This window comes from Paraburkholderia sp. WC7.3g (assembly GCF_050436345.1).
GTDB lineage: Bacteria > Pseudomonadota > Gammaproteobacteria > Burkholderiales > Burkholderiaceae > Paraburkholderia > Paraburkholderia podalyriae.
Map to the genome: position 1 here is coordinate 31532 of NZ_JBNDMA010000005.1, position 19070 is coordinate 50601.

Sequence of the window (19070 nt, forward strand, 5' to 3'; positions counted from 1 at the left end):
CATGGCGCCGACCTACGGCGCACTGCCCGACTATGCGGAGCTTCAGTGCGCGTCCAACTTTTCCTTTCTGCACGGCGCATCCCACGCCGAAGATCTCGCCGCTCGCGCCGCACAGTTGGGTTACACCGCACTGGCTGTCACGGATGAATGTTCGCTTGCCGGCGTCGTGCGCGCGCACGTCGAGGCGAAGAAGGCCGGTCTGCCCTTCATCGTCGGGTCGCACTTCCACCTGACCAACGCCGACGGCACGTCGGCCCTGTCATTCACCGCACTGGCGATGACGCGTGACGGCTACGGCAACCTGTCCGAGCTGATCACGCTCGGCCGCATGCGCGCACACAAGGGCAGCTACCGGGTTGCTCCCCTGGATCTCGCGCACCCGGAAAAGCCCTTTGGGCACCTGCGGGGACTGCCGGACTGCGTCGCGATCCTGTCGCCGGACTACCCCGCCGATGAAGACAGACTGGATACGCAGGTCGAGTGGTTCGCCCAGACCTTCGGCGACCGTGCGTGGATTGCCCTGACGTTGCACGCGCGCGCGATGGACGATATCCACCGCGGCATCGTCGAACACGTCGCTGCGCGCCGCGGCATTCCCGTCGTGGCGACCGGTGCACCTCTTATGCATGTGCGCTCGCGCAAACCGCTGCAGGATGTCCTCACTGCGATCCGGATTGGCAAACCGGTAGCCGAGTGCGGCTATGATCTCGCGCCCAACGCAGAGCAGCATCTGCGATCGCGCCTGCGACTCGCCAACCTGTACCCGCAGCGGATGCTTCAGGAGACGCTGCGGATCGCGCACCTGTGCACGTTTTCGCTCGACGAACTGCGCTATGAATATCCCGACGAGCTGGTGCCGGCCGGCCATACGCCGACGACCTATCTGAGGCAGGAAACCTACATCGGCGCACATCGCCGCTGGCCAGCGGGCATTCCGCATCAGGTACAGCAGCAGATCGAACACGAACTCGCGCTGATCGGGGATCTACGCTACGAGCCGTACTTTCTGACGGTCTACGACATCGTCCGGTTCGCGCGCAGCGAAGGCATCCTTTGCCAGGGGCGCGGGTCGGCGGCCAACTCGGCTGTGTGCTTTGCGCTTGGCGTGACCGAGGTGGATCCTGCGCGCTCGTCGATGCTGTTCGAGCGGTTCATCTCGAAAGAGCGCGGTGAGCCGCCGGACATCGACGTGGATTTCGAGCATCAGCGCCGCGAGGAGGTCGTGCAGTACATCTACCGCAAGTACGGGCGCGATCGCGCGGCGCTGACGGCCGCCGTGACGACGTACCGCCCACGCAGCGCGCTGCGGGAGTCGGGCAAGGCACTCGGCGTGGATCAAGCGATCGTTGATCGCGTCGCGAAGGCCCATCAGTGGTTCGATTCGAGCGGCGATCTGCTCAGCCGCTTCGCCGAGGCGGGGCTCGACGCCGGGACACCGCTGATCGTGCAGTGGGCAAATTTTGCGGCGCTGCTGGTGGGCTTTCCACGACATCTGTCGCAGCACAGCGGCGGCTTCGTGATCAGCCGCGGCAAGCTGTCGAGGCTGGTGCCGATCGAGAATGCTGCGATGGCCGACCGCTCGATCATCCAGTGGGACAAGGACGATATCGAGGCGCTTGGCCTGCTGAAAATCGACGTGCTCGCACTTGGCATGCTGTCGGCCATCCGCCGCGCGCTCGACGTCATTTCGGAAAAACGCGGCGAGCCGTTCGAGCTGCAGGACATCCCTGCCGAAGATCCCGAGACCTACAAGATGATCTGTCGCGCCGATACCGTTGGCGTATTCCAGATCGAGTCGCGCGCGCAGATGAGCATGCTGCCCCGCCTGCAGCCGCGCTGCTTTTACGATCTCGTGATCGAGGTGGCGATCGTGCGTCCGGGCCCCGTGCAGGGCGGCATGGTGCATCCGTACCTGCGCCGGCGGCAGGGACTGGAGCCCGTCACCTATCCGAGTCCGCAGATGGAGCAGGCGCTCTCGCGCACGCTCGGCGTGCCGATCTTCCAGGAGCAGGTGATGCAGGTCGCGATGCTCGCGGCAGGATTCACCGCAGGCGAGGCTGACCAGCTGCGTCGCGCGATGGCTGCATGGCGTCGCAAGGGCGGACTCGAAGCCTACTACGACCGCATCGTGAACGGCATGCTCGAGCGTGGCTACGACCGCGAGTTTGCCGAAGCGATCTTTGCGCAGATCCAGGGCTTCGGCGAATATGGCTTTCCCGAGAGTCACGCGGCGAGCTTCGCGCTGCTGGTCTACGCGAGTGCATGGCTGAAGCGTCACGAGCCTGTCGCGTTTCTCGTCGCGATGCTCAACAGTCAGCCGATGGGTTTCTATTCGCCGTCGCAGCTCGTGCAGGATGCGAAGCGCCACGGCGTGAAGGTACTGCCGGTCGACGTGACGCTCAGCAACTGGGATTCGGCGGTTGAAGGCCAGACAACCTCTTCCCCGGTGCGCCTCGGCATGTCGCTGGTACGTGGGCTGAAGGAGGAAGCCGCCGCGCGCATTGAGCTCGCGCGCGCCGTGCGGCCCTTTATCGATGTCTCCGATCTGGCACGACGCGCGCAGCTCGATCGCAAGGATCTGCAGGCGCTCGCGGCAGCCGACGCATTGCGCTCACTCGCCGGCGACCGGCGTGCAGCTCTGTGGCATGCGGTGGCTGCGGTACCTGACCGGGATCTGCTGCGCGGCGCGACTGATGACGACGCGACGCCGGTCCTCGCGCCGATGACGGAAGGCCAGCAGATCGCCAGCGATTACCGGGCGCTCGGCCTGACGCTCGGCCGGCATCCGCTGGAACTGCTGCGCCCTCGCCTGCTCGCCCAGCGCCTGCTGCCGGCGTCGACGCTGGCCGGATTCCGGAACGGCCAGCTCGCGCGTGCCTGCGGCATCGTGACGGTCCGGCAGCGGCCGGGCACGGCCAAGGGCGTGATGTTTGTCACGCTGGAGGATGAGACCGGGCAGGTCAACGTCATCATCTGGCCGTCCCTGATCGAAAAGCAGCGACGCGAAGCGCTCGGCGCGTCACTACTTGCCGTGTACGGCGTCTGGCAGCGTGAGGGTGAGGTGCGCCACCTCGTCGCGCACCGGCTGGTCGACGTGTCCCCGCTGCTCGGCTCTCTCGTCACGTCGACACGAAACTTCCATTAGTAACCGGCGTACCATAATCGCGCACCTTCCTTCAAGGAGAGCCGCCATGTGCTATTCAGCCCAGATCCAGGCGGACTACCGCAAGTACGTCAGGATGTTTGGCGCGCACATGAGCATCCGGGAGTTCGCACAGCTGTACTGGGAACGCGCCGAGGGCAGCAACATCAAGATTCCGAAGGCGATGGACGCCGCGTTCTCGGCTCCCCAGACCGACGAGGAACGCCGGATCAGGGAGGCGATCGACCGGTTCAACGGTGAGCAGGCAACCAGGCTGGAGCAGGAACTGTTCAAGCAGCGCGCGCGGCTCGCCGACGCGGAACGCACCCTTCAAAGCAAAACGACGAAAGCGGCCACCGAAAGCAAACGGATCGCAACCAACAAGATCGAGTCGGCGCTGCGCGGACTCGACGATCTCCGGCGCATCGAACTGAAAGACCGCGATTCGCGAATTTTCCCCGGTAACTATGCTCCGGTGATGGTCATGGAAGACGGCAAGCGCGTCATCAAGCCGATGCGATATCATTGTCGCCCGGCTGGCAAGCCTGCGTTCTACGACAAGAAATATCCCGGACTTTACAACGCCAGGCTCGACAATCTGGAAGGCTTCTGGAAGGGACTTTTTGGGTGTTCGCACGGTCTGATCGTCGCGAATGCGTTCTATGAAAACGTGAAACGACATCGCCTTGAAGGGCGAGATCTCGCTGAAGGCGAACTAGAGGAAAGCGTGGTCCTGGAGTTCAAGCCGCAGCCCGCTCAGGACATGCTAGTCGCCTGCCTGTGGTCGCACTGGCAAAGCCCTGGCGAGCCTGATCTGCTCTCCTTCGCGGCCATCACTGATGAACCGCCCCCTGAAGTTGCCGCCGCCGGCCACGATCGCTGCATCATTCCCATCGCCGGAGCATATCGACGCGTGGCTCAATCCCGATCCACGCAATCTTGCGGCACAGTACGCGATCTTCAACGATCGCCACCGCCCTTACTACGAACATCGCATGGCGGCCTGAACAGAGACGGATCGTTGAAAGGACCGGAACGCCCGCTGCCCGTCGACGGTGAGCATTGCTGCCGTCCTCATCGGTACGCAAGGCGCTTTCGCATTCGGAGAACGACGGGAAGCTATCGCGGCATTGGACGGGGTTTTAGATAAAGATTAATGCGTGGATGCCGTTAACTATCGTTGGGTGCAAATTCCATGTTCAAAACACGTTCATGCAATCCGCATAATCGGCCAAATAGACTATCGTGGGACGGAAATGGAAACGGGGGAAGCGATCGCCGTCAGTGCAAAGGAAAATGATCGCGTGCGCTCTGCCTCAGATTCGTTTCGTGGAGAGCGGCAGTTGGCTAAACAATCTGGGCAAAGGCGTTGCCGAGCGGGGGACGAATGGTGCATCACAACTTGAATGCGGAATTTACCGGATCTTCGTGGAAACGCTGGGACCCGCATATCCATGCACCTGGAACCCTCCTCAACGATCAGTACAAAGACGACTGGGAAGGCTACCTTTGCAGGTTGGAATCGGCGACCCCTACGATCCGGGCACTGGGCATCACCGACTATTTTTCAATCGAGGGATATCGACAAGTTGTGGCGCGAAAGAAGCAGGGACGCCTTCCCAACGTTGGCCTGATCTTTCCGAATGTCGAGATGAGGCTAGACATCAAGACGGAGAAAGCCAAGGGAATAAACATCCACTTGCTATTCTCTCCGTACGATGTCGACCACGAAGCTCAGATTGAGCGCCTGCTCTCGAAACTGACTTTCGAGGTACAGGATCGCCGATACGCGTGTACCCCATCGGAGCTCGCCCAACTCGGTCGAGCGTTTCATGGCAAACCGATCGATGATGCGGCAGCGATCCGCATCGGCGCCAACCAGTTCAAGACCCAATTCAGTGCGCTCAAGGACCTTCTCAAAGATGGATGGGCGCAGCAAAACTGCCTAGTGGCGATATCAGGAGGGAGCGTCGACGGGACGGCTGGTTTGCAGGCCGACGACTCCTACGCGGCGACGCGCCAAGATATCGAGCGCTTCGCGCACATTGTTTTTTCGGCCAATCCCAATACACGGAAGTACTGGCTCGGTAAGGGCGTTCTGGATCGCGCGTCTATTGAAAGGACCTACCGCTTTTTGAAGCCATGCTTGCATGGTTGCGACGCGCATGCTGAAGAAAAAGTGGGCATGCCCGCCGACGACCGCTTCTGCTGGATCAAGGGGGACCTCAACTTTGACACGTTGCGTCAGGCCATCATCGAACCTGAAGAACGTGTATGGATCGGCCCCGAATGTCCCCGCGTCGGTCTAGCATCCTATTCCATCCGGATGTTGCGCCCGAAGGGAGCAGACTGGCTGAAGCGGGATCGCATTGACTTCAATCCGGGTTTGGTGACGATTATCGGCGCGAGGGGTTCAGGGAAAACTGCACTTGTCGAACTGCTGGCTGCCGGCACCCAATCCTTGGGGGACCAGGTTGCCGACTCCTCGTTCCTGTCGCGAGCATCGAAGCCCACGAATTACCTTAAGAATGCGTCAGTTCACGTGGAGTGGCGGGACGATACCGGCGAGGACACTGGTCTCGATCCGAGGGTGGAATTGGAAGACGATGAGCAGCCCATTCCACAAGTCCGGTATCTTTCGCAGCAGTTTGTCGATCAATTATGTTCGACGTCAGGCCTCGCGAGGGGACTCAGAAGCGAGATCGAACGGGTAATTTTTGATGCCATTGATCCGGTCGACAGGCTGGAGGCTGACACGTTCAGGGCGCTTGCTGATACTGTTCTGAAACCGATCCGCTCCAGACAGGTCGCGCTGCGGCAACGCATTGAGCGGCTGTCAGAGCAAATCGCAACGGAAGACATTAGCCAGAGGAGCCTCGCCGGCCTGAAGACTAAGCACACAGCGAGTTTGGAGCAAATCGGGAAACTGAAGAAGGAAGCCGATGCACTCATTCCGAAAGGAAAAGAGGAGCGGGCCAAGCGTTTGTCCGAAACGGAGACTGCGTATCGCACCATACAGCAGCGCGTCGAAGGGCTGAACCTCCAACAGCAGAAGATCAACGATCTATCTCAGGCGGCGGCCGATCTTTTGACGCATGAAGAGCCCACGCGATGGGACGATATGCGAGAGGCCTTCTCCGAAGCAGGGCTATCAGATGTCGAATGGGAAGCCTTCAGGCTCGCATTCGCGGGTGACGTCAACGCGATCCTGACAGCTAAGAGCAAGGAGGTGCGCGCGGCAGTCCAACGCGTGAGGGGAGGCGATGCAGCGGCAGTTGTGGACCTTACGAACGTGCCACTCGAGCGGTGGCCCTTGAACCAAATCACGACGAAGCTTGAAGCGCTCCGCAAGGAAGTCGGCATCGATGCACAGCAGCAAAAGAAGTACAACGAGTTACAAGGTAAGGTGCGCGCGGAAGAAGTTGCCCTGAAACGGTTGGGCGCACAGATCACAGCTGCGGAGGGAGCCGACGCCCGCCGTCAGCAGTTGATCACGACGAGGCGGTCCGCTTACCTCGATGTATTCGCCTCTTTCATAGATGAGGAGGCGCAACTCCAGAAGCTCTATGCCCCGTTGGCAAATGAGTTGCAGGGAGTCTCTGGCGCTTTGGCCAAACTCGAGGTCGTGGTGAAGCGGCGTGTCTCTCTGGACGCATGGGCAGGGACCGGCGAAGGGTTCATCGATCTGCGTGTCGCGGACAAGCTGCGCGGCAAGGGCACCCTGAGGCAGGAGGCCGAGCGCTATCTCTTGAGGGCCTGGACGAAAGGGACGCCCGACGACGTGGCGAGCGCCATGGAGTCGTTTCGCGAGACGTTCTCCAAGGATTTGACCAACTCCATTCCGAAGGCCTTGAGCATGGAAGATCGAAGCCGTCGCGTACAAGAAATCGCGGCATGGCTCTATGACACCAGCCACATCCAAGTTGAGTACGGGATTGAATTCGACGGCGTGGAGATCGAGAACCTATCTCCGGGCACCAGAGGCATCGTGCTACTGCTACTGTATCTAGCGGTTGACAAGAGGGATAGGCGCCCACTGATTGTTGACCAGCCCGAGGAGAATCTAGATCCGCAGTCCGTCTACGACGAGCTGGTTCCACATTTCCGAGAGGCCAGAAAGCGCCGGCAAGTGATTCTTGTCACGCACAACGCCAACCTTGTTGTGAACACCGATGCGGACCAAGTGATCGTCGCCTCGGCTGAGCGCGTGAGTGGGGAGGGCTTGCCAGCTATCAATTATCGCGCCGGCGCACTGGAGAACCACGAGATTCGGCAGGCTGTATGCAACATCCTCGAAGGCGGAAACCGCGCGTTCTTGGAGCGCGAGCGTCGTTACCGCTTCCGCTGGGATGAGACTGTAGCAGGACAGGCGACGACCGAAGCGCCAAAGAGCAAGTAACAGTCTCTCACGGCGAATACGATCGGTAATCCGGGTAGGCTCAGAAGCGCCACTCCTCATCGCAGATCGCGGCACTATACAACATTATTTTTGTTCGGCACGTTACACATCCTGCTTCGCCGGTGGCCGCTTTCAAGCGGGCTTACTTATGATTCGAGCGAGCTGCTAGGAGCACTGCGGTCGATAGCTACTAAAAAGAATCGAGGAGAGTTTTGTGAGCAAAAATGGAATTCAGGTGTTGGCCAATGAGGCTCTCGAAGCCTTCGAAAGGGTGGAGACACTAGCGCACGAGCAGCTGGAAAATACGAGCCAACGGGACCTGAGCAGTAGTCTGGCGGTACTGCAGTCACTGACGGGTAACGCGGCTCTGCACAACTTGGAATCCATAACTGACCGCAAAGCGCGCGACCTCCTGGCGTTGATGAGGATGCCGTCGATCGCCCGTGTCGCTGTGGAGGATTCTGACGGTCAGACGGATATCTATTACATCTCTCGCACTACGAGCATCGCTGTCCCTGGCATTAAGCTCGCAAGTTACCGATCGGATTTGGGACGGCTTGCCTCGTTGGACATAGGAGACGAGGAAGAGTTTGCGATCGGCAACCGGCGCGTGTGGCTGCGTGTGCTGGAAAGGCTCGAATTGCGACCTTACAAAGACCAGCACGCCTGGGACTCGACACCTTCTGTTTGGCACAGGGAATCTGAAGTTCCGCTGACGATTCGGTCCCTCAGGGCGACAATTGGCCCAGCCGCAAACGACGGGGGCTTCATGGCGTTCCTGGCGTCAGGCGAAGCGGATCGCAATGTGGTCGAGGGATTGACCCACCAAATCCGTACAGCCATGGCACTGCGGGATCAAGCGGTACTTGACAAGTTTCAGGACGAGATCTTTCGCCTGCCGCTTGCACGGCAGCTCATCATTTTGGGGCCGCCCGGCACCGGCAAGACTACGACCCTGATCAAGCGTTTGGGCCAGAAGCTCGCCCTGGAGTCCAGCGCTGATGGAGAGGGCAGAGGTGAGTCCTTCAGTGGCCGATGGGTGATGTTCACGCCGTCGGAGTTGCTCAAGCACTATCTGAAAGAGGCTTTCGGCCGCGAAGGTATTGCCGCGCCGGATGACCGAATTAAGACCTGGAGCAAGCGGCGTCATGAACTCGCTCGCCAGGTCTTCGGCATCCTCAAGACCACGAGCGGTGGCACCCTGATTCTCAAAGAGGAGCGCCAGCATCTGCCGTCCGCGGTGGTTCAGGATCCGCGCGTTTGGTTCGATCAGTTTCGCGCATTCCATCAACAACGGGTGGTAGAGGCATTGCGGCAGGGAATGACAACTTTACAGGAGGTGTCTCCCGCACATGCCGACGAGTTGGTGCAACGCCTAGCCAGACTGTTACCGGCGCTGGATGGTGGACAGCTTCTGAGCGTCTACTCCGAGCTCCACGATTTGGAAGACGTCCTCGCGCCGCTGCTCGAGGAAAGCCGCAAGAAGACAGACTTGTGGATCGACGGTGAGGGCGGCGCACTGTTCCGCCAGAACAAGTCAGTTTTCAACGAATTGGCCACATTTCTCGACTCCCTGAACCAACCTGACGAAGAGGAAGACGAAGAGAACGAGTTCGATGACGATGGTGTCGAAGAAGCTGTGCAGCGTCAAAGTGGCAATGCCGCGCATGAAGCCTTTCAGGCGTACCGCCGCTTTTTGCAATCGTATGCCCGGAGCCGATTCAAAGGCCGTCGGCCTGGCAAAGCGTCGCGTGCTGCGCGAATCCTGGAGTGGCTGGGAGATCGGCTACCGGGGGATGAGCGCATTAAAGAGCTTGGCGAGGAGATGACCCTTCAGAATGCGTTGCGGCGCTACCGCAACGCGTGGAAGCGATACGTCTTGGATGTGCCTGCCAGCTACAGGGCATTCCGGCGCCAGTGCCTTTCTCAGAGCAGTTTCGAATACCAGCGGCCAGAATCCCCGGCGCACATCGACGCTACTGAGTTGGACGCCATCCTGCTGATGATGCTTCGGTCCGCGCGCGAATTGATGCTCCAGCGCTTTGTGCAACGCCGATTCGATGAGGCGAAGTTTGCCGAACTTCAGAGGGTGGCGGGGCTGTTGCAGCAACAAGTGCTAGTGGATGAGGCTACAGACTTTTCAGTGTTGCAATTGGCCTGTATGGAGGCCCTGACGGACCTCAAAACCCGCTCGTTCTTCGCGTGCGGGGACTTCAACCAACGCGTCACCGGCTATGGCCTTCGCAGCCGTGACCAACTGGAATGGATCTCTGCCAAGCTGGAGGCTTCCAGCATCAATACCGTTTACCGCCAAAGCCGAAAGCTCAACGGTTTCGCTTTAGAGCTGCTAACGCTCATGGACGGGGATCTCTCAGCCCAAGCGCAACTACCAGAGCACTCGAACCACGAGGGTGTTCCGCCCGTGCTGGGGGAGCAACTGCGAGGGCAGGACATCCCACCTTGGCTGTCGGCGCGCATCAAGGAAATCGAGAGGATGGTGAAGGACATGCCGAGCATCGCAGTGCTCGTGCCGTCTGAGGACCAGGTCAAGCCGATGGCTGAAGCGCTGAACCGGCAGTTGGAAACGATCAGCATGCGCGCTGTCGCGTGCGTAGATGGGCAAGTGCTAGGTGATGAGGGAGACATTCGGGTGTTTGATCTGCAGCACATAAAGGGGCTGGAATTTGAGGCCGTGTTCTTTGTTGGCGTAGACGCATTGGCCGAGACAAAGCCCGAGATCTTTGATCGCTTCGTGTACGTCGGTGCAACGCGGGCAGCCACGTATCTGGGCATGGTATGTGAGGGCAGCCTGCCGGAGCGGTTGCATCCGCTCCGAACGTTATTCGTTCCGAAGTGGGGCTGATCGGGCATCGACACAAGGCATGCGAGCATGTATAAACCGGTACATTGCCCAACAAACATTCGTAGGAAGAGCGCCATGCCGTATGTACCTGGGCTCGACGCTGTCCGCGCTGCGATGCGTGGGGAGATTGACGATTCCGCCGGCGATCGCCTTTGGTCGTGCGCGGATGCCAGCGGTCGGATGTCGCCGCGGCACCTAGCTAACCGATACGCAGCGACGCGGTCGCAAGCGAAGTCGATGTGACAGACTGCGTCGGCAAGAAGCGTACTCCGCGCCGTCCGGACCGGCTGGTACGAGATTGCAGATCCGAAGGTGTTGACGCCGAGGGAAAGCACGTGAGCAAACAGCCTATTGATATGACGGTCGCCGCTGAGGAGAAATGCATTGTCGTAATGCCTTCCGTCATTCATCCGGGACTGTCGATCGCCGATTTGCTGGCCACCCATTGCTCGGCACTCGATGAACTGAGGCGACGTGGTGTAGTCCGTTCAGGTAATAATCCGACTGGCGATTACGCTGAATGGCTGGTCTCGTCGAAGCTCGGACTACAGCTCGCAGCGAAGTCGGTTAAGGGCTTTGACGCCACCGATGCGAATGGCACTCGATATCAGATCAAGGCCCGTCGCGTCACCGCTGATAACTCATCGACCCAACTGAGCGTCATCAGGAACCTCGCCGGCGAAGACTTCGACTTATTGGTCGCGGTCGTCTTTGACAGCGCATGGAACGTTGCTGTGGCCGCCAAAATGACTTGTGAGGCTGTTTCGAAACTTGCCACGTTTCGACACCACGTGAACGGGCACGTAATGCACCTGCGCCGAACGGTGTTTTCCGTTGCCGGCGTCGAAGATATCACCGCCTTGTTGCGCGGAGAGCAGTGAGCACAAACGGGGGTGCCGTCAGGATCCGGATTTTCCGTACGCTAGTGGCAAATCCATCAGGCTGGGGTCTAGAAGATCAACGAAACAACGTCATCGAACGAAGGAGGTGACTCTAATCTGACGCGTTTTGAGCATCGACCTGTCGTCGGACTGAGGTACTCCCCAGCATGGACATCGAGCAAGCAACGAGTTGACGCTGGGCCGCTCCCCATAATGATGTGCCGCCGCTTCGCGTACGGAAAATCCGGATCCTGACGGCACCGCGTATCGAGCCCGTGCCAGTTCACGCACAGAGAATAAAGGGCCTGATCGCGCGGATGCCCGACAACGTCGCAAAATGCAGCATTTGTGTGAGAGTCGATCGAGGTGGCTCATACGTGTTGTGATACCATGCGTAATGCAATTGAATTACAATGCAGAAACTGAGCTACCGAGAGGAGTAATCGCCATGGCTGCGAGTGCATTGGTACAGACGCGCATCGACCCCGTGCTGAAAGAGCGCGCGGCCGCAGTGCTCGACAACATGGGACTGACCGTCTCGGATGCGGTGCGTATCCTGCTGACGCGCGTCGCGAACGAAGGGGCGCTGCCGTTCGCGTTCGCTGCTGATCCTGCCGCACATGACGCATGGTTCCGCGCGAAGGTACAGGAGGCATTGGCCGATCCGCGGCCGGCTGTTCCGGACGATGAGGTAGAAGCCCATTTCGCCAAACGTCGCGCGGCGGCCCTTCGTAAAGCTGACAAGGGTGATGCGTGAGGCTTGAATGGTCGGTTTGCGCGCTAGAGGATCGGGACGAGATTTTCGATTACATCGAAGAAGACAGCCCGCGTGCTGCCGTTATCGTGGATGATCGGATTCGCACCCAGGTCTGCCAGCTGCTCCAGTTCCCCGAGACGGGCCGCCTTGGTCGTGTTGAGGGCACCCGCGAGTTGGTCATTAGCCGAACGCCGTACATCGCAGCGTATCGCATCACCGGCGACACCGTGCGCATCCTGCGCGTGCTGCACGGCGCACAGCAATGGCCAGACGAGATGTTGGACTGACGTCCAGTACTATCCGGCAAAATCGGTATGCTGGCTGACCGGTTACGAGCCGACGCCGCAAGTTCGAGTCTTCCCCGGCACAACGATACGGCGCATCCCTGATGCACTGACACCCGAGGATAATTGTGATCTGCTGAAGGGCCGCTATTTCACGCCAACAGGCAGGTAAGCAAGCGGCCCCCATTCAGGACAGTTGCATTGCTCATGGTCGGCTCCATGCTGAAAAATACGAAGCTTGCCGGGAATCAAAAAATGACGAAATCCTGCCGATGATGAAGCTCGAACAACTCAAGCCCAACGCCGCCATCCGCGGCATCGTCCCCGATGCGCTGGTGACGGTCGTGAATGTCCAGTGGTTCGGGTCTGAGGCGCTGGAGCTTACCTACAAAACGGCGTCCGGTAAGGTTGCCAACGAGTTGCTTTACCGGCACGATGAGTCGCGCTTGGAATTGGTGGAACATGGCAGGCCGTGGAGCTTTGACGGCGACGGCGCCCTCTTCCGCCTGGTGTCTGAAGCCCAGCGCATCCGGCTTGCACATTTGTTTGACCCGGTGCTTGCGGTGCACACTTCCGTTGTTGATCCGCTCCCGCACCAGATCACAGCTGTGTATGAGTCCATGCTGCCGCGTCAGCCGTTACGCTTCCTGTTGGCGGACGACCCCGGTGCTGGCAAGACCATCATGGCCGGATTGCTTATCAAGGAACTGATCGCACGCGGCGATCTGCAACGCTGCCTGATCGTCTGCCCAGGCAGTCTCGCCGAACAATGGCAGGACGAACTCTATCGGCGCTTTCACCTGCCCTTCGAAATCCTGACCAACGACAAGCTGGAAGCGGCGCGGACCGGCAACTGGTTCCTCGAAACCAACCTGGTGATTGCTCGCTTGGACAAGCTGTCGCGCAACGAAGATGTGCAGCAGAAGCTCCAGACGCCCGATTGCCGCTGGGACCTGGTGGTCTGCGACGAAGCACACAAGATGTCCGCCACCATGTTCGGTGGTGAAGCCAAATACACCAAGCGTTATCGGCTGGGCCAACTACTCTCGACCCTGACCCGGCACTTCCTGCTGATGTCGGCAACGCCGCATAACGGCAAGGAAGAGGACTTCCAGCTTTTCATGGCGCTTCTGGACGGTGATCGGTTCGAAGGGCGTTTCCGGGACGGTGTGCATATCGCAGACGTGTCGGACCTCATGCGCCGGATGGTCAAGGAAAGTCTGCTCAAGTTCGACGGCACGCCGCTGTTCCCCCCGCGGATTGCGTATACGGTGCCTTACATGCTGTCGGACGCTGAAACCCACCTCTACAAAATCGTCACGGACTACGTGCGCGAGGAATTCAATCGTGCTGAAGCACTTGAAAATGACAAACGCGCTGGCACCGTCGGCTTCGCGCTGACGATCCTGCAGCGGCGGCTTGCCTCGTCGCCCGAGGCTATCTATCAATCGCTCCGGCGCCGGCGCGAACGTCTGGAGAGCCGGCTGCGAGAATTGGAGGTCCTTCACCGTGGAGGACAGGCGATGCCCATCTTGGCCGCCTCTTTGCCAGCCTTCGATAGTGAGGACGTTGAGGATCTGGAAGAAGCGCCCGACACTGAAGTCGAAGCCGCCGAGGAGGAAATTCTCGATCAGGCTACCGCAGCTCGTTCCATCGCCGAGTTGCGTATCGAAATCGAAACCCTGAAAGGGCTGGAAGGCTATGCTATGGCTGTCCGCCGCAGCGGCACTGATACGAAGTGGCGTGAATTGGCCAGTCTGCTCAGTGAAATATTTACCACGGGGCCTATTGGTCAGCATGTCACCGAATTGGGCGCGGGCGCGGTCTCCCCGCCCAAGCCGTCCCCCCACCAAAAGCTGGTCGTCTTCACCGAGCACCGCGATACGCTTAACTATCTCGAGCAGCGAATCGCCACGCTGCTTGGCCGTAAGGAGGCAGTCGTTGTCATCCACGGGGGCATCGGCCGCGAGGAGCGCCTGAAGGTACAGGAATCCTTCAGGCACGACCCGGAAGTGCAAGTGCTGTTGGCCACCGACGCAGCAGGCGAAGGTATCAACCTCCAGCGCGCGCACCTGATGGTTAACTATGACCTGCCATGGAACCCGAACCGACTCGAACAACGTTTCGGCCGCATTCACCGTATTGGGCAGACTGAAGTGTGCCACCTGTGGAATCTGGTAGCAGACGGTACACGTGAAGGCGACGTCTATCTCAAGCTGCTGGAAAAGCTTGAACAGGCGCGTCAGGCGCTGGGTGGCCAGGTGTTTGATGTCCTTGGCAAGCTTCAGTTTGAGGGTAGATCGTTGCGGGATCTGCTGATCGAGGCCATCCGCCACGGTGAAAAACCCGAGGTCAAGGCTTATCTCACCACCGTGCTTAATGCCGCGCTCGATCGCAACCATCTTCAGCAGCTTCTCGACGACGGCGCACTGGCTCGCGACGCGATGGACGTGAGCCAGGTACAGCGTATCTGCGAAGACATGGAACGCGCCGACGCGCGGCGTCTGCAACCCCACTACATCGAATCGTTCTTCCATGAGGCCTTCAAACGAATCGGCGGCACCGCCAAGCAACGTGAAACCCGACGCTACGAAATCACCCACGTACCCGCGCCGGTGCGCAACCGCGATCGTCTCATCGGCATTGGCGAACCTGTACTGCCGCGTTATGAACGCATCGCCTTCGAAAAATCGCTCGTGGCGCCGCAGGGTCAGCCGCTTGCAGCATTTGTTTGCCCTGGTCACCCGCTGCTCGATGCCGTCATCGACCTCACTTTGGAGCGGAATAGCGATCTGCTGAAACGTGGCACCGTGCTGGTGGACGAACGGGACCCCGGTATGTTGCCGCGCGTAGTTTTCTATCTGGAACACGTCGTTCAGGATGCCGGCCTCGCCCGTTCAGGCGAACGACGTGTTGTATCCAAGCGCATGCTTTATGTCGAGCAGGATGCTCAAGGGGCAACGCGGCACGTGAACTATGCGCCATATCTTGATTACCGCCCCTTGGCAGCGAGCGAACCGGGAGTCGAGTCCATCCTCGGCCGGCCAGAATGCGAGTGGATAAGTCGCGATCTGGAACAAAAGGCGCAGGTTTACGCCATCGCCACCGTTGTGCCGGAACATCTGGCTGAAGTGCGTGGGCACAAGCTCGAACTCATCGCCAAGACCGAGGCGGCGGTAAAAGAGCGACTCACGAAGGAAATCACCTACTGGGACCATCGCGCCGAGGAACTGAAGCTGCAGGAGCAGGCCGGGAAACCAAATGCCAAACTCAATTCCGGCGAAGCGCGCAAGCGCGCTGACCTCCTGCAAGGGCGGCTGCAAAAGCGACTCGAAGAACTGAAGCTCGAAGCACAACTCTCGCCTCTACCGCCCGTCGTGCTGGGTGGATTACTGGTGATACCGATGGGGTTGATCAATGCCATGACTGGCCCGGCAACGGTCGCCTCAACCGTGCCAACGACGCCGGTGGATACCCAGGTCAATGCCGCCCGCGCCCGCGCTATCGTCATGGAGATCGAACGTAGTCTCGGCTTCGACCCGACCGACCGCGAATTTGAAAAGCTCGGTTACGACATTGAAAGCCGAGTTCCCGGCACAGGCAAGCTGCGCTTCATCGAAGTGAAGGGACGCGTGTCCGGGGCTCAGACCATTACGGTTACGCGCAACGAAATACTTTACTCACTCAACAAGCCGGAAGACTTCATACTCGCCATCGTCGAATTTACCGGCGAAGACACTCATAAGCCCCACTACTTGCGTCAGCCATTTCAGCGCGAGCCGGACTTCGGGGTGACCAGTGTGAACTACGACTTTTCAGAACTAATCGCCAGATCGAACGCCCCATCATGACCTATAAGAAGAAACTCATCGAAGTCGCGTTGCCGCTGGAGGCAATCAACGTGGCCAGTGCGCGCGAGAAATCGATCCGGCATGGCCATCCGTCCACGCTGCACCTGTGGTGGGCGCGGCGGCCTCTTGCGGCCGCGCGGGCAGTAATTTTTTCACAGATGGTCGATGATCCGTCCGCGCATCCGGACATCTTCAAAACTGAAGAAGCGCAAGAGAAAGAACGGCAGCGTTTGTTCAGCATTATTGAGGAACTCGTGAAGTGGGAGAACACCACCAATCAGACCGTGTTGCAGCAGGCGCGTGATGAAATATGGCAGAGCTGGCGTTACACGTGCGCTGAGAATGCCGATCATCCACGATCGAAAGAGCTATTCGACCGCCACGTGCTTCCTGCATTTCACGATCCTTTCGCGGGTGGCGGGGCGCTTCCGCTCGAGGCGCAGCGACTCGGGTTAGAGAGTCATGCATCCGACCTCAACCCAGTGGCGGTGTTGATCAACAAGGCGATGATTGAGGTCCCGCCGAAATTTGTCGGCAAACCGCCAGTGAATCCCGTTGCGCAGAAACAAAGATCCCAAATGGATCAAAGTTGGGATGGCCCTCAGGGGCTGGCCGAAGACGTGCGTTACTACGGGCAATGGATCCGCGACGAAGCAGAGAAGCGTATCGGCCACCTCTATCCCAAAGTCGAGGTCACGACGGCAATGGCGAAGGAACGGCCTGACCTCAACAAATACCAAGGCCAAAGCCTCACTGTTATTGCTTGGCTATGGGCAAGGACTGTGAAAAGTCCGAACCCCGCCTTTGCCAACATAGACGTGCCGCTCGCGACCACGTTTATGCTATCTACCAAGAGTGGAATGGAGTCCTATATTGAACCCGCAATCGCCGACGGTGACTATCGATTTGCGGTGATGGCAGGCAAACCGGTGAACTTCAACGAAGCGAAACTTGGAACTTCCGTTGGCAAGCGAGCGGCGTTCCGTTGCCTGATGTCGGGCGTACCCATCACATACGATTACATCCGTGAAGAGGGAAAGGCCGGGCGAATGGGAGTGCGTTTGATGGCAACCGTTGCCGAGGGAGATCGCGGTCGAGTTTTTCTTGCGCCAACGAAAGAGATGGAGTCGATTGCCCTCTCAGCGGAGCCGGAGTGGAAGCCCGACCTAATGCTGCCTGTAAATCCGCGCGACTTCAAAACGCCGAATTACGGGCTTACTACTTTTGCTGATCTCTTCACCTCCCGCCAGCTTGTTGCTCTCACAACATTCTCCGACCTGGTACAGGAGGCACGGCAGCGCGTAAAGAACGACGCTATTGCGGCCGGGATGACAGATGATGGGAAACATCTTGCTGCTGAGGGTAGGGGCGCATGTGCGTATGCCGACGCAATTAGCATTTTTCTGGGTTTCGGCGTCAGCAAATCCGCGGACTATTGGTCGAATATTTGCACGTGGCGCTCGGACCCAAAAAACCTTGGTATCGGCCACGTCTTCTCGCGGCAGGCGATCCCCATGACATGGGATTTTGCCGAGGGCAATCCGTTTTCAGCTTCTTCAGGAAACTATCTTGTTTCACTGGACTGGATTGTTCGTGCAATCGCTTTATTTCCCGGCATGATTGCAGGTTCTGCCACTCACGCGGACGCAGGTCGCCAAACGGTCGCAAGCGACAAGGTGGTCTCAACTGATCCGCCTTATTACGACAATATTGGCTACGCTGATCTGTCGGACTTCTTCTATGTGTGGCTGCGACACTCGTTAAAACCTACATTTCCCGATCTTTTTGCAACTCTCGCAGTGCCTAAAGCCGAAGAACTCGTGGCCACACCATACCGCCATGGCAGTACAGAATTAGCTGAAGTTTTTTTTCTTGCAGGTATGACCCAAGCGATGCACCGCCTCGCTGAGCAGGCACACCCGGCCTTTCCCGTCACCATTTACTACGCCTTTAAGCAGGCGGAAACAGATACTCAGGACGGTACAACAAATACCGGCTGGGACACGTTCTTGGCCGCGATAATCGAGGCTGGTTTTGCGATCAGCGGCACTTGGCCGATACGCACGGAGCTGGGCAACCGCATGATCGGCTCTGGCAACAATGCATTAGCCTCTAGCATCGTTCTCGTCTGTCGACAGCGCGCGACAAACGCGCCTGCGGCCACACGCCGAGAGTTCGTAGCGGCACTAAAGGCAGAACTCCCGCAAGCACTTGCTCATCTGCAAGCCGGTAATATCGCCCCTGTCGATCTCGCACAAGCCTCAATCGGGCCAGGAATGGGAGTTTATACGCGCTACTCCAGAGTGCTCGATGCCGAAGGCAAGCCCCTCTCGGTACGCGCCGCGCTCGCCCTGATCAACCAGACACTTGACGAAGCGTTGACCGAGCAGGAAGGGGACTTTGACGCTGACAGCCGATGGGCACTCACATGGTTCGAGCAGACGGGTTTTGCGGAGGGCGATTATGGCGTCGCGGAACAGCTTTCCAAATCCAAGAATACGGCTGTAGCCGGCCTGGTTGAGGCCGGTATTCTAATTTCAAAGGCAGGCAAGGTGCGGTTGCTCAAACCCGCTGAACTTCCTGCAGATTGGGATCCGACAACCGATACCCGTCTAACCGTGTGGGAAATGGTGCACCAACTGATTCGTGCGCTGGAGGCCGGCGGCGAAGGCGCAGCAGCCGCGCTCGTAGCAAAGCTCGGTAACCTGGCCGAAACCGCACGCGAACTCTGCTATCGGCTCTATTCGTTGTGCGAACGCAAGAAGCGAGCTGCTGAAGCCATGGCATACAACGGTCTGGTGCAAAGCTGGCCAGAGATTACTCGACTGGCCACCGAAACGCCTCAAGCTGCTCCCGTGGGAACCGACGACATGTTTAATCAGGAATAGACAGC

At 59.0% G+C, this 19070-nt stretch carries 8 protein-coding genes and 1 pseudogene; all 9 read left to right on the forward strand.

Features of this window, described 5'->3' with window-relative positions; all coding sequences use genetic code 11:
• Position 1: 1 nt before the first annotated feature.
• Positions 2 to 3145 (forward strand): error-prone DNA polymerase, encoded by a 3144-nt coding sequence (locus tag OKW43_RS42215; protein ID WP_429454811.1) that lies wholly within the window; start codon positions 2 to 4, stop codon positions 3143 to 3145.
• Positions 3146 to 3191: 46 nt separating this feature from the next.
• A pseudogene (locus OKW43_RS42220) lies at positions 3192 to 4149 on the forward strand (SOS response-associated peptidase family protein).
• A gap of 380 nt (positions 4150 to 4529) precedes the next feature.
• Positions 4530 to 7541, forward strand: a complete 3012-nt coding sequence (locus OKW43_RS42225; protein ID WP_429454812.1) for a TrlF family AAA-like ATPase — start codon at positions 4530 to 4532, stop codon at positions 7539 to 7541.
• A 214-nt stretch (positions 7542 to 7755) separates the two neighbouring features.
• Complete coding sequence (locus OKW43_RS42230; RefSeq protein ID WP_429454813.1) at positions 7756 to 10404, forward strand: ATP-binding domain-containing protein; 2649 nt, start codon at positions 7756 to 7758, stop codon at positions 10402 to 10404.
• Positions 10405 to 10739: 335 nt separating this feature from the next.
• On the forward strand, positions 10740 to 11285 hold the full coding sequence (locus tag OKW43_RS42235) for a hypothetical protein (protein ID WP_429454814.1): 546 nt from the start codon (positions 10740 to 10742) through the stop codon (positions 11283 to 11285).
• A gap of 448 nt (positions 11286 to 11733) precedes the next feature.
• Positions 11734 to 12042, forward strand: coding sequence for a type II toxin-antitoxin system RelB/DinJ family antitoxin (locus tag OKW43_RS42240; protein ID WP_248558713.1), 309 nt, complete (start codon positions 11734 to 11736; stop codon positions 12040 to 12042).
• Positions 12039 to 12329, forward strand: coding sequence for a type II toxin-antitoxin system RelE/ParE family toxin (locus tag OKW43_RS42245; RefSeq protein WP_429454815.1), 291 nt, complete (start codon positions 12039 to 12041; stop codon positions 12327 to 12329). Before OKW43_RS42240 ends, OKW43_RS42245 begins: the two co-directional genes overlap by 4 nt.
• Positions 12330 to 12598: 269 nt before the next feature.
• Positions 12599 to 16177: a helicase-related protein gene (locus tag OKW43_RS42250; protein WP_429454816.1), complete on the forward strand. Its 3579-nt coding sequence runs from the start codon at positions 12599 to 12601 to the stop codon at positions 16175 to 16177.
• A complete protein-coding gene (locus OKW43_RS42255) occupies positions 16174 to 19065 on the forward strand; it encodes a DUF1156 domain-containing protein (RefSeq protein WP_429454817.1) in 2892 nt (963 codons plus the stop codon). The genes OKW43_RS42250 and OKW43_RS42255 overlap by 4 nt, the downstream gene beginning before the upstream one ends.
• Positions 19066 to 19070: the final 5 nt, after the last annotated feature.

What these genes read in the sequence shown, in the direction of transcription:
- OKW43_RS42215 (WP_429454811.1), top strand. Translation starts at nt 2, where the DNA reads ATGGCGCCGACCTACGGCGCACTGCCCGACTATGCGGAGCTTCAGTGC.
- OKW43_RS42225 (WP_429454812.1), top strand. Translation starts at nt 4,530, where the DNA reads ATGGTGCATCACAACTTGAATGCGGAATTTACCGGATCTTCGTGGAAA.
- OKW43_RS42240 (WP_248558713.1), top strand. Translation starts at nt 11,734, where the DNA reads ATGGCTGCGAGTGCATTGGTACAGACGCGCATCGACCCCGTGCTGAAA.
- OKW43_RS42250 (WP_429454816.1), top strand. Translation starts at nt 12,599, where the DNA reads ATGATGAAGCTCGAACAACTCAAGCCCAACGCCGCCATCCGCGGCATC.
- OKW43_RS42255 (WP_429454817.1), top strand. Translation starts at nt 16,174, where the DNA reads ATGACCTATAAGAAGAAACTCATCGAAGTCGCGTTGCCGCTGGAGGCA.